The organism is Alphaproteobacteria bacterium (assembly GCA_018063245.1).
Classification (GTDB): Bacteria; Pseudomonadota; Alphaproteobacteria; order JAGPBS01; family JAGPBS01; genus JAGPBS01.
The window spans coordinates 33,772-45,422 of the sequence record JAGPBS010000011.1 but is presented as its reverse complement, the minus strand read 5'-3'; the positions used below and the strand labels follow the sequence as shown (position 1 = coordinate 45,422).

12 protein-coding genes are annotated in these 11,651 nt (G+C 41.7%); 6 read left to right on the top strand and 6 right to left on the bottom strand.

Going from position 1 to position 11,651, the window contains the following annotated elements; genetic code table 11:
- From KBF71_02550 to KBF71_02540, 3 genes are all read right to left on the bottom strand, one after another.
- Window positions 1–290, bottom strand: a 290-nt coding sequence (locus KBF71_02550) for a hypothetical protein (GenBank protein MBP9877199.1), incomplete at its 3' end; no start/stop codon positions are given.
- A 583-nt stretch (window positions 291–873) separates the two neighbouring features.
- On the bottom strand, window positions 874–1,335 hold the full coding sequence (locus KBF71_02545; protein MBP9877198.1) for a DNA polymerase III subunit chi: 462 nt from the start codon (window positions 1,333–1,335) through the stop codon (window positions 874–876).
- Window positions 1,336–1,346: 11 nt separating this feature from the next.
- Window positions 1,347–2,882: a leucyl aminopeptidase gene (locus tag KBF71_02540; protein MBP9877197.1), complete on the bottom strand. Its 1,536-nt coding sequence runs from the start codon at window positions 2,880–2,882 to the stop codon at window positions 1,347–1,349.
- Window positions 2,883–3,007: 125 nt separating this feature from the next.
- Here KBF71_02540 and lptF point away from each other — a divergent pair, with 125 nt between their 5' ends.
- From lptF to rsmA, 4 genes are read left to right on the top strand one after another with little or no spacing between them, the layout of a single operon-like run.
- Complete coding sequence (gene lptF / locus KBF71_02535; protein MBP9877196.1) at window positions 3,008–4,150, top strand: LPS export ABC transporter permease LptF; 1,143 nt, start codon at window positions 3,008–3,010, stop codon at window positions 4,148–4,150.
- Entirely contained in the window at window positions 4,147–5,247 is a 1,101-nt protein-coding gene (gene lptG, locus KBF71_02530) for an LPS export ABC transporter permease LptG (protein MBP9877195.1), read from the top strand. Before lptF ends, lptG begins: the two co-directional genes overlap by 4 nt.
- Before the next feature lie 21 nt (window positions 5,248–5,268).
- On the top strand, window positions 5,269–6,564 hold the full coding sequence (locus KBF71_02525; GenBank protein MBP9877194.1) for a peptidylprolyl isomerase: 1,296 nt from the start codon (window positions 5,269–5,271) through the stop codon (window positions 6,562–6,564).
- Entirely contained in the window at window positions 6,564–7,424 is an 861-nt protein-coding gene (gene rsmA / locus KBF71_02520; protein ID MBP9877193.1) for a 16S rRNA (adenine(1518)-N(6)/adenine(1519)-N(6))-dimethyltransferase RsmA, read from the top strand. Before KBF71_02525 ends, rsmA begins: the two co-directional genes overlap by 1 nt.
- A gap of 2 nt (window positions 7,425–7,426) precedes the next feature.
- Here the strand turns inward: rsmA and KBF71_02515 are convergent, their stop codons facing one another.
- The 3 genes from KBF71_02515 to KBF71_02505 all read right to left on the bottom strand — a co-directional run bounded on the left by KBF71_02515 (window position 7,427) and on the right by KBF71_02505 (window position 8,643).
- The gene (locus tag KBF71_02515; GenBank protein ID MBP9877192.1) at window positions 7,427–7,717 is read right to left on the bottom strand and encodes a hypothetical protein; all 291 of its coding nucleotides are present in this window, start codon (window positions 7,715–7,717) and stop codon (window positions 7,427–7,429) included.
- 12 nt (window positions 7,718–7,729) lie between these two features.
- Entirely contained in the window at window positions 7,730–8,290 is a 561-nt protein-coding gene (locus KBF71_02510) for a hypothetical protein (protein ID MBP9877191.1), read from the bottom strand.
- 62 nt (window positions 8,291–8,352) lie between these two features.
- On the bottom strand, window positions 8,353–8,643 hold the full coding sequence (locus tag KBF71_02505) for a hypothetical protein (protein ID MBP9877190.1): 291 nt from the start codon (window positions 8,641–8,643) through the stop codon (window positions 8,353–8,355).
- A 162-nt stretch (window positions 8,644–8,805) separates the two neighbouring features.
- Here KBF71_02505 and ispG point away from each other — a divergent pair, with 162 nt between their 5' ends.
- Together ispG and KBF71_02495 are read left to right on the top strand one after the other, a co-directional pair.
- Window positions 8,806–10,038, top strand: a complete 1,233-nt coding sequence (ispG, locus tag KBF71_02500) for a flavodoxin-dependent (E)-4-hydroxy-3-methylbut-2-enyl-diphosphate synthase (protein MBP9877189.1) — start codon at window positions 8,806–8,808, stop codon at window positions 10,036–10,038.
- Between the two features lie 18 nt (window positions 10,039–10,056).
- Window positions 10,057–11,646 carry an ABC-F family ATP-binding cassette domain-containing protein gene (locus KBF71_02495; GenBank protein MBP9877188.1) on the top strand — a complete coding sequence of 530 codons (1,590 nt, stop codon included), beginning with the start codon at window positions 10,057–10,059 and terminating at the stop codon, window positions 11,644–11,646.
- Window positions 11,647–11,651: the final 5 nt, after the last annotated feature.

Sequence of the window (11,651 nt, the reverse complement as noted above, 5' to 3'; positions counted from 1 at the left end):
TCTTGAAAGGTGGCAAGAAGCGCCTCGCGATTATCACAGACTTTCGTCAATTTTTGTTCAATGCCGAATTGAATGAGCTTTGTTTCTAATTCTTGTGGAAGGTTGAGTGCTTGCACGCTTGCTATTCTTTTTTCCAGAGGAAGTTTATTTATCTGTGAGGCTTGATATGATAGCATCGCGTCAGATAATTTAGGAACGGGTCTTCCGATTTCGAGTCTGATGGTGTCCGGCTTTTGAGTTGCTTGAGTTGGTAATTGGTCTTGTTTGTTTAATGAAGAAATCAATGTCATGTTTTATGTCTTTCATCGAATATTGTTTTAAAAATAAAGTATAGAGAGAATATATAAAATTATATTATATTTGTCAAGGCTTAATGTGAGGAATTTGTATGATGAGGGCTGGATCTCTTTTTCAGCAGCGTCCTTGAGGCTAACGAGATTATTTAAGCCGGCATGCCGAAGTCATCTGGTGTGTCAATCTTACAGCCATTCGCGCGTAAAGTAAGAAGCCATTGTCTCGTCGAAGCGAAGCGTAGATGGATGGCGTAGGCTGATGAGGATCCAGTTGAATTATAAACAGCAGTATTACCAATGTTTGCACTTGTTGAAGCATTTCTGGATGGTCGCGTCGCGACAAGTCGTTCCTCACCATGACGGCGAGGAGAGAGTTGTAATGCTATTCGTCGCCCCGAACTGATCATAGGTCATCCTTATCGTCACTCAGAGCCCTCCTTTTGGGAGGGCGTGGAGTCTCATATATTAGAATTTAATGCAGAATTTGTTGATATATAGCAGAGATTCCACGTCACACCTTATGGGGGTGACTCTGAATGACGGGTAATTGTTCTCTAATATCGGACGAGTAAAAAATACCCTACTTCTTCGCCCAGCCGGTATCGCTTTGTTGCCAGTAGGTGAGCTCATGGCCAGATGCTTTAGAGAGGCTTTTCCACATGGTGCGAGCATCATCAAGAGCCTTTGCCTCATTGCCATCGAAAAAATGGAACCATTGATCATAAGGAAACTGATAGTCCGCATCAAAAAGACCATTCGCTGTGGTTGAAATCAAAAGATTTGCCTTGTTTTCAGGTCTTTCAGTGGGAATAGAGCAGCCGAGCAGAATTGGTTGACGCTCCCGATGCGTCTCTTCAAGTGAGCCATGAGGGATAAAGCCTTGCGGTTTGTGTGACCAAATGGCCTTAGAAAGCCCCTGGAGAGAGGGCTTGTCAGCACAATAGATGTAAGTCAAAAGGCTCCGCTCATAGGCCTTATCCAAAATTTGAGGTAAGGCCTTTGTGATCGGTGTACGCGATAGATGGTAAAAGCGGATCTCCATCGTCTTGTCACTTACCCTTCAAAGTGAGTCTTAACAAGCGTATTAAGGAGCCTGACGCCGTGAGCTGTTGAGCCTTTGGTATAAAGAGCGCCATTTTTGTAAGCCCAAGCTGTACCAGCAATATCAAGATGAGCCCAATTGACATCTTTTTCAATGAAGCGAGAAAGGAATTGTGCTGCTGTGATACTGCCTGCGCCAACCTTATCAGTTGGGATGTTCTGAAGATCAGATACGCTGCCATCGAGCGCTTTATCAAAAACCTCGTGTAAAGGAAGACGCCAGACTTTGTCACCAGATTCAAGGCCAACTTTATAAAGGTGATCAGCCAATGTATCATTGTTTGAAAAGAGGCCAGCAAACTCATAGCCAAGTGACATAATGATCGCGCCTGTGAGTGTTGCAAGATCGATCACGGTTCCAGGATTATATTCGCGCTGAACATAGGTGAGAATATCAGCCAGAACCAGGCGGCCTTCTGCATCTGTATTGAGGATCTCAATGGTTTTACCAGAGAGACTTGTGACGATATCGCTCGGGCGTGTTGCGCTTCCAGATGGCATATTTTCAACAAGACCAATGATGCCAACAGCGTGAACATTCGCTTTGCGTAAAGCGAGAGCTTTCATGAGGCCTGTGACAACAGCAGCACCAGCCATGTCGAATTTCATATCCCACATGCCTGGGCCGGGTTTGAGTGAAATACCGCCTGTATCAAAGGTCACTCCTTTTCCAACAAAGGCAATTGGTTTATCATCTTTTTTCTTTTTGGATGTTCCCTTGTATTCCATAATCACAACGTAAGGGTCTTTAGGGCTGCCCTGTGATACAGCAAGAAGGGAATTCATTCCGATTTTTTCAAGTTTGGATTTGTTCAGAACCTTCACATCAATACCGATTTTGCTTAAGGATTTGCAGACGTTTGCGAATGTTTCAGGGTAGATGACATTTGGCGGCTCTGACACGAGATCTTTTGTAAGAGAGATCCCGCTTGTAACTGCTTCTAATTCTGCAAAGCACTTCTGAGTTTCTTTGAGGTCGGTTGTATAGACATGAACGGTTTTAATGGTTTTTCTGGCCTCAGCCTTATCGCCATCTTGCTTGAAGTACTTCTCAAAGCTATAAGATTTTAAAAGCATACCGTTTGCGATATGAGCAACAATTTCAGCGGACGAGAGGCTTGATTTTGGAAGCTCATCAAAATGAAGGTGGATATTGTCATGAGCTGGAGCACGTAGTTGGTCGTATAATTTGCCGCCGAGTTCTTCAAAATCGAGAGCTTTTGTTTTCTTTGGATCCAGGCCTTGAAGGATGAGTTTTGTGATGCCTTCCTCTTCAGGGAGAATCAGGCTTGTGACATGACCTTTTTCGGCTTTAAAATCTTGGTGAGCCAAAGCAGCTTCGATCATTTTTTTTGATGACTTTGAAAAGGCAGAAAAAGAGGTGGATAAATGGTTTGATTTTAAAAGGGGTAGTAAAATTTCTTTAATTTTCTTTTTTGCTTTGAGTGTATCAAGCGATTCAGTGTAAAATTTTATCGTAAGTGTCATGGTAAACCTTTGTATTTTTCGTAGATTGTGGTAAAAGAAATAAGTTTCTAAATATTGTAGTCGGTCTTTGGAAATTTCGGTAGGTTTTTCTTTCACCCCCCTTAATAGGATTTGTTATATATCAAATGAAACTTTTTTTCAAATATGGAATCACAAATCTTGCAATAGCACTCGTGGTCATTCTTTTTGGGCTGATTTGCGCCTTGTGGTTGACTCAGTCTATTCGACTCATTGAATTTGTGATTGCGGGTGGTGCGTCATTTTACATGTTTGTGAAGCTTTTGTTCTTAACCTTACCAAGCTTTTTGTATCTGATTTTGCCGATTGCTGCTTTGATTGCCGTTTTGTTTGTTTATAATAAAATGCTCCAAGATAATGAACTTGTTGTGTTGAAAGCCGCTGGGATGAGTACATTGCAGCTTATGAGGCCAGCTTTGGTTTTTGCGATTGTGCTGACTCTGTTTTCTTTTGCTTTAACGATTGAATATGCGCCTCAGGCTCAAAAGAAAATGACGACGATTCAACAGACAATTAAAAACGATTTTTCAGCCTTTATGATTCGGGAAGGTGTTTTTGTTGATATTTCAAAGAATCTGACGGTTTTTGTGAGTGAGAAAAGTAACAAGGGTGAGCTTTTTGGTGTGTTGATTTATGATACGCGTCAGAAAGAAAAGCCTGTAACAATCTTTGCGCAGTCAGGGCAGATTGTTGAACTTGATGAATCAAAGGGGCGTGTTTTGATTTATAACGGATCAAGGCAAGAATATAATGAACAAACCGGCAGAATTGGAACTTTGAATTTTGCTGAGTATAAAATTGATTTGGATCAGTTTAAGCGTAAAACAACAGAGAGTTTCAAGGATGTGAAAGAGAAGAATTTTTCAGATCTTTGGGAGAGTATTGCTGTTGAGGAAAAGCCTTTGCGTAAGAACAAGATGATTATTGAGATGCATCGTCGTTTTACGATTCCTCTTTACATACTCGGTTTCACGGTTTTAGGTGCATCAGTTTTATTAAATTCATCTTTTTCTCGACGTGGGTTTTCTAAGAATATTGTGCTGATTATGGTTATTGCGATGGCCATTCGGTTTTTGGGACTTATGCTTGAAAAGCTCGCGATCAAAAATCCAGTCTTGACGCCTCTTTTGTATATATTGCCGTTGGCACCGATTCTTTATTTTGCAGGATATGGAAGCTATACAAAGCTTTTCACGCAGATGAGGCACGCGACAAATAAGCGCTTATCTCACGGAAGGGGGGCTAGATGAAATATTATTTTTCGCCTGTTCTTTTTAAATATCTGTCTCGGCAATTTTTGACCTGGTTTTTGGTTGTTTTTGCCATTTTACTTTTTTTGATCTGGACGGTTGAAATTGTTGAATTGCTTCGTAAAACGGGATCAAAAGTGGGTGTTTCCTTCGGTCTTGTTTTAGAGATGGCTTTTTTGAAGCTGCATGAATCTCTCCAGAAAGTGTTTCCTTTTATTGTGCTTTTTGCGAGTATGATTTCTTTCCTGCGGTTAAGTCGCAATCAAGAATTAACGGTTATGCGATCCGCTGGTAATTCGATATGGCAAATGATGCTGCCGATTATCTGCTGTGCTTTTTTGATTGGTGTGATTAATGTGACCATGCTTAATCCAGTTGGGGCTTTGATGCTTGAAAAATATAATCGTATCAACACAAAGCACGTTAAAAAACAAACAGATGTTTTGGATCTGTCTGAAACAGGGCTTTGGTTTAAGGAGATGGAAGGGAATGATTTAACATTTCTCCATGCAAAAACAAGTGCCAGAGATCTGTCTGAACTATACAGTGTAACGGTTTATTTTGTGCGTGATTTTAAAGATAATATTGATCGTATTGATGCTGAAAAGGCTGTGATTCAAGGCCAGAGATGGATTTTACATAATGTTGTGCGTCATGACAAAATCCATGGTCCTAAAAAGATGGATGAACTTGTTTTAAAAACGCAAATTGATAAAGAAAATATTGAAGATGGCTTTTTAAAACCATCCTCAATTTCATTTTGGAAATTACCCCATTACATTGAAGTTTTGGGGCGCACGGGTCTTATGAATGATCAGCATATTCTCTACTACCAGACCTATCTTGCACAGCCTTTAACTTTTGTTGCGATGGTGATGTTTGGGATGTTCTTTTCTGTAGGCCATCATCGTTTTGGTAACTTTATGAAAATGATTGCCAGTGGGATGTGCGCGGGTGTTTTGTATTATATTGTAAAAGATGTTCTCTTTGCAATGGGCCTCTCGCAAAGTATCCCGATTTTTATTGCAGCTTGGGCGCCGGCTGTGTTAGGTTTGTTTATTGCAGTTCCTTTGATTATTCATAAGGAAGATGGTTAACTCAATCAAGTTAGGTACAACATGATTTTAGCTCACAAAAATGCTTCTTTATTGAAAAATCTTCAATTCTTTTTGACTCCTATTTTGAGCATCAGCTTTTTGATGCCAGCTGTTTCAGTGGGAGCAGAAAAAGCAAAGATTGCAGCTTTGGTGAATGATGAAGTGATTTCGCGCGCAGAGTATGATGGTCGCCTCAGCATGATGTTTTTTGAATCAGGCTTGCCACGCAATGAACACAATGAAAAGATTCTAAAGACTGAAGCCTTAAGAGCTCTGGTTGATGAGAAACTTCAAACGCAAGAAGCGCTTGAGAAGAAAATCAAAGTAACAGATGAAGATGTAACACGTGGCCTTGAAGCAATTTCTGGACAGAATAACATGGATGTTGATGGTCTGACAGCTCTTTTAAAGCGCGGCAATGTACCAATCAACACAATGAAAAATCAGGTAAAGGCTAATATTCTATGGCAACAATATTTGTATCAAAGAGCATCGGGCGATGTGACTGTCTCGCCTGAAGAAGTAGAAGAAAGACTAAACTATTTAAAAGACAATGCAGGTAAGCCTCAATATTTGGTTGCGGTGATTGATTTGTTGATTGATAAGCCAGAGAAAGAAAAAGACGTTAAAGAGCTTGCAGATCAACTTTATGTTCAAATGAAAAAGGGAACGGCGTTTTCAATGGTGGCGCGTCAATTTTCTCAATCAGCAGCAGCGCCAAATGGTGGTGATATGGGGTGGGTGATGGAAGGGCAGATGATGCCAGAAGTCGATGCTGTTTTGACAAAGTTGTCACCAGGTGAGATTTCACATCCGATTCGATCTCCATTTGGGTATCATATTGTCTTGGTTCGCTCAAAACGGAAAATGCTTGAAGCGGATAACCGTGATGCAATGGCTGATTTAAGACAACTTCACATTGTTTTTGATGGAACAGAGGATGAGGCGCGTAAAGCAGAGCTCCGCCAAGAAGCTGAGAAAATTACAAGTGAGGTGAGAGGATGTCCTGCTTTTGAAGCGGCATCAAAAAAATATGATTCTGGAATGACAGGGAATGTCGATCGTGTGAAGCTCGGTGAGATGCCAGATCAAATGTACATGCTTTTATCGGCCATTGATGTGGGTAAGCCAACGCATTTTCTTGAAAATGAAACAGGTCTTTTGCTTTTAATGCTTTGCCATCGGGATGAGGCTCAGATTGAAATGCCATCTGAAGAGAAAATTCAACAGAAGCTTTATATGGAAAAGATTGATGTATTACAACGTCGTCTGATGCGTGATTTGCGCAATAATGCTTATATTGAGATCAGGATTTAATGACTGCTTCTGACAGAGAAAGACCAACGATTAAAGAGGTGATTGATCGGTACGATCTCATGCCTAAGAAATCCTTGGGGCAAAATTTTCTACTCGATCTATCTCTCACACAAAAAATTGCGCGCTGCGCATCGCTTACCAATGACGATATTGTGATTGAAGTAGGCTCAGGCCCCGGTGCTTTGACAAGAGCTCTTCTGGAATCAGAAGCACATAAGATTTATGCCATTGAAAAAGATGAAAGAGCTATCAAAGCTGCTGATTTGTTGAAGGATTGGTATGGGGGGCGATTTGAGATTCTGAATGCTGATGCTTTAACAATTGATACGACGCGTTTTGCAATGCCAGGTAAGCATCTTAAGATTGTAGCAAATCTGCCTTATAATATTTCCACAACACTGCTGATTTCATGGCTTCATCAGGTTAAGTCTTTTGATTGTTTTGTGCTGATGTTTCAAAAAGAAGTAGCGGATCGGCTTGTCGCAAAGCCAGATACAAAGGTCTATGGGCGTCTTTCGATTTTATCTCAATGGCTTTGCAGCGTTGAGAAATGTTTTGATATTGCGCCAGTGGCTTTTTATCCGCCTCCAAAGATTGTTTCAACAGTTGTTCGATTTACGCCAAAGAAAGATCTGATCTTTGATGCTGAGGATTTCAAGATCCTTGAGACTTTGACGCATCATGCTTTTGGGCAGCGGCGGAAAATGTTAAGGCAAAGCCTGAAGGGTTTTATTCCGGGGACTGAATCTGTCTTACAGAGCCTAGGTCTTGATCCATCTCTAAGAGCAGAGAATCTCACAATCGATGATTTCTTGACGCTGAAGGATTATGTGAAAGAGCGAAAGCACCTTTTGAGCTAATGTTAGCAGCTCTTAGGAGAGAGATGGTAGCTTAAAAGATAGCCTGAGAGCAAGGTCAGTTTATCGATCGCAACTGCTGTTTGTTCTAAAGTTGAAATAGATACAAATTGGACATGGTATAGATTTAAAGGCTTGTTGGCTTGTTCCATTGCAGAGAAAAGATTCTCTTTCAACATGCTAAATTCAGTACTGAGATACCCTCTCTGTACGGTCGTAAATCCATCTTGATTGGCGTGATTGGCTAAGTCAAGGGCCTGCATTATTGCAGTTTGGAGATGTTGTAGAGCTGACATATCTGCCTCTTTTTATTGCTGCTGTGTTTTCAGCTGTTCTATTTTGACAAGAATAGCAGCTTTCTGCTCTTTTGCTTTTGTTAAGAGAGGGGAAAGGGTGTTCAGGGCTCTTCTGGCTTCTCCTGAGGAGAGGAGAGAGAGTTCAAGCGGAGCCTCATCTGGTGTTTGTGGTCTTTGGAGTGTTTCGCCAAGTAGCGGAAATGAAAGCTGCTCATCCAGATTCTTTTCAAGATCTAGCAAAACAGTATCGAGCAGAGCTCGATCATTCATGCTTATGTCATCAGAGTCGCATTTTTTTGCCTGTTCTGTTGCGCGTTCTAATGACGTAATGGCCTGGTTAACGTTATCGAGAAACATCTCAAAGAACACTCCTGCTTGTTGTGTTGTGCGATTTTTTGATTGCGTCAATGAAACAAGTCTTGATTCTAGAGAGGTGATTTGCCCAAGGAGATAATTTTCATAGGCGAGCTGATGATTTGCACGCGGTGTCGACGCTTCAGGATTTGCAGGAATTTGGGATTGGTTATATGAAAAATTAAGTTTTTTTGACGGAACGGATGGTATATAGGCCATGGATGATCTCCTCTCGATCTATTAGACCATTTCGGAGTCAAATAGTCAAGAGGATGACATTTTTAGGAGTTTTGAGGGGGTGTACTCTCATTTGAAAGATGGAGAGATAGCTGGTTCAATGTTTGAATAGCAAGAGCGTTTTCCTCTAAAGTAGAAATGGATAGTTCTGAGATTGTGAATTGAGCTAAAGGCTTATTGATTGTCTCTAGCATTGAGATTAATTCAGTTCGCTTGAAGGCAAACTCAATGTTAAGGAGCTTGCGTTGTGCGTCAGTAAATCCTCCATGATTTGCATGAATTCCTAATTCGAGAATCTGGTCAATTTGTTTTTTAGCACTTTGAATATCTGACATGTTTGATCTCCTTGTTTGCACATTTATTTCATTCTTGTCCTGTAACGTCAGTTGGTCAAGAGGAAACTGTCTAGAATTTTGTTTCAATTGTGGGGCTAATGTATTATAGTCAAAACCAGTGTAGATAGGCTTCAGCGCTTCATTCATTAAAGAGAGCACAAAATGACAGACAGCATCAAAAGACATTTAACGCAGTTGGTTAAAGTTGGCCATGTCCTTGTAGGTAAAGGGCAGCCTGTTGTTGTGCAATCCATGACCGATACGGCAACAGCAGATGTTGAAAAAACAGTGCGCCAAATCATTGATCTGCATGAAGCAGGCTCTGAGATTGTTCGCCTGACGGTGAATGATGAAGAGGCCGCACAAGCGGTTCCTGTCATTCGCGAGAGACTCTTACAGCAAAATGTAACAGTGCCACTGGTGGGGGATTTTCATTACAATGGCCATACGCTTTTGACCAAATATCAAGGCTGTGCGGAGGCTTTAGATAAGTATCGAATCAATCCAGGCAATGTTGGTTTCGGAGATAAGCGCGATAAACAATTCGAGATGATGGTTGATGTTGCAATCAAGCACAATAAGCCTGTGCGCATTGGCGTGAATTGGGGCTCGCTTGATGAAGAACTCTCTCAAAGACTCATGGATGAAAATGCAAAGCTTGCAAATCCTTTATCAGCAGCAGCCGTTGAACGGGAAGCTGTGATCAGATCAGCCCTTCAAAGTGCTGCGCTTGCTGAGAAAATTGGCCTTGCGAAGGATAAGATCATCATTTCATGTAAAGTATCGAAAGCGCCTGATTTAATTGCGATCTATCGTGAGCTTGCCATAAGATCAGATTACACCTTGCATCTTGGTTTGACGGAAGCAGGCATGGGGATTAAGGGCACTGTTGCCAGTGCAGCGGCTTTAGCCCCCTTATTGCTTGATGGCATTGGGGATACGATTCGCGTTTCATTAACGCCAGCGCCAGGGCAAGAGCGCACAACAGAGGTGCGTATTTGCCAGGAGATTTTGCAAAGCTTAGAGGTTCGATCATTTATGCCGGCGGTTTCCTCTTGCCCGGGCTGTGGACGGACAACCAGTACTTTCTTTCGGGAATTAGCTGATCAGATTCAGCGTTATTTTGAAGGCAAGATGCCTGTTTGGCGCAAAGCCTATCCTGGTGTTGAAACCTTGAAGCTTGCTGTGATGGGCTGTATTGTGAATGGTCCGGGTGAAAGTAAGCATGCGGATATCGGCATTAGCCTTCCCGGTAGTAATGAGAACCCAGCTGCGCCTGTTTTTATTGAGGGTAAAAAAGTGAAAACGCTCAGAGGGGATCATATCGCTGAGGAATTTACTGCGATTCTTGATGCATATGTGGCACAGAGATTTAGTCTCAAAAAATCTGCCTAACAGAAAGAACGATGAATAATGATTACGATTACAAATTTAACCCATTGCTATGGGAATAAGCTTTTATTTCAAGATGTGCAATTGTCCATTTTGAAGAACCGTCGCTATGCGCTTTTGGGCGCCAACGGCGTTGGGAAAACAACATTTATGAAGGTTCTCTACGGACTTGAGGAGCCGGATGATGGCGTCATTCAAGTGCCTCAGCATTGTTCGCTGGGCTGGCAAGGCCAGGATCAATTCGTTGAAGATAATGAAATTATTCGCCATATCGTGATGCGTGGAAACCCTAAGCTTTGGGAGGCTTTTGTTGAGCGTGAAAAATTCCATAAGCTTGAAGATTGGACTGAAGAAAATTGCATTGCCTTTGCAGAAGTTGAGGAAAAATACAGTCATTTTGGCGGCTATCAAGCGGAAGGTAAGATTGAGAAAATTCTGATTGGTCTTGGGATTGAGCGTGAATTTCATGAATTGCCGCTCTCAACTCTATCGGGCGGTTTTAAACTCCGTGTTTATTTAGCTCGCGCTTTATTCAATGAGCCTGATTGTTTGCTCCTTGATGAGCCAACCAACCACTTGGATATTTTCTCAATTCAATGGCTTGAGGATTATCTGAAAACCTCTTTTTCAGGCGCTGTGATTTTCATCAGCCATGATTTGAGTTTTGTGAAATCAGTCGCAACGGATATTTGGGATATTGATTATGGAGAAATTCGCGAATACCCAGGCAAGTACGAGAAGTTCGAATTTCTGAAAGAGGAATACCAAGAGCAAAAAAACCGCGAGCGGAAAGAAAAGCAAAGGCGCATTGATCAATTACAAAAGTTCATTGATCGATTTAAAGCAAAGGCTACAAAGGCAGCGCAAGCAAAGTCGAAGCAAAAAATGCTTGATAAGATTGAGTTGCCGGATCAGGATCATTCATCACGTCGCTACTTGGCGCTTGAGTTTGAGGTGGCAAAACACACGGGCAAAGCAATCCTGAAAGCGGAGAAAATCGCCAAAGTTTTTGGGGAGAAAGTGCTTTATAAATCAGTCTCATTCTCTGTTTTCAAAGGGGATAAGCTTGCAATCATTGGTCAAAACGGTATTGGTAAATCAACACTTTTGAAGATTCTGCTGGGCGAAGTGTCAGCCGATGGTGGTACTTTTGAATTCGGTCTTAATACAAATTATTATTATCTGCCGCAAAATCCAGATGAGCGTGTGAATTTGAAAATGTCTGGTTTGGAATGGCTCAAAGATGAGAATCCGAAAGTCTCAGAAGAGGCAATCCGTCGCTACATGGGGCGCGTTCTCTTTTCTGGCGAAGAGGTTCATAAGGAAATTTCTGTGCTGAGCGGGGGAGAGAAGGTTCGCTTATTGCTCGCTGATATGATGATCAAAAAACCGAATCTGCTGATTTTGGATGAGCCGACCAACCATTTAGATATCGAAAGTATTCAAAGCCTGATGAAGTCTCTGAAGAAGTACGAGGGCTCCCTTTTGGTTGTCAGCCATAATGAAGATTTCCTCAAGCGCACAACGAATAAGACGTTGCTTTTAAAGTATAAGCGTTACGACTATATCCCGGCGGTTTACTCACCCGATATGCTGCAGCATGCTGTGTGAGGGGG

Excerpts from the sequence above, each read along its gene's own strand:
- rsmA (MBP9877193.1), top strand. The coding sequence starts at position 6,564 with ATGACTGCTTCTGACAGAGAAAGACCAACGATTAAAGAGGTGATTGAT.
- KBF71_02525 (MBP9877194.1), top strand. The coding sequence starts at position 5,269 with ATGATTTTAGCTCACAAAAATGCTTCTTTATTGAAAAATCTTCAATTC.
- KBF71_02545 (MBP9877198.1), bottom strand. The coding sequence starts at position 1,335 with ATGGAGATCCGCTTTTACCATCTATCGCGTACACCGATCACAAAGGCC.
- KBF71_02515 (MBP9877192.1), bottom strand. The coding sequence starts at position 7,717 with ATGTCAGCTCTACAACATCTCCAAACTGCAATAATGCAGGCCCTTGAC.
- lptG (MBP9877195.1), top strand. The coding sequence starts at position 4,147 with ATGAAATATTATTTTTCGCCTGTTCTTTTTAAATATCTGTCTCGGCAA.
- lptF (MBP9877196.1), top strand. The coding sequence starts at position 3,008 with ATGAAACTTTTTTTCAAATATGGAATCACAAATCTTGCAATAGCACTC.
- KBF71_02495 (MBP9877188.1), top strand. The coding sequence starts at position 10,057 with ATGATTACGATTACAAATTTAACCCATTGCTATGGGAATAAGCTTTTA.
- KBF71_02540 (MBP9877197.1), bottom strand. The coding sequence starts at position 2,882 with ATGACACTTACGATAAAATTTTACACTGAATCGCTTGATACACTCAAA.
- ispG (MBP9877189.1), top strand. The coding sequence starts at position 8,806 with ATGACAGACAGCATCAAAAGACATTTAACGCAGTTGGTTAAAGTTGGC.
- KBF71_02510 (MBP9877191.1), bottom strand. The coding sequence starts at position 8,290 with ATGGCCTATATACCATCCGTTCCGTCAAAAAAACTTAATTTTTCATAT.
- KBF71_02505 (MBP9877190.1), bottom strand. The coding sequence starts at position 8,643 with ATGTCAGATATTCAAAGTGCTAAAAAACAAATTGACCAGATTCTCGAA.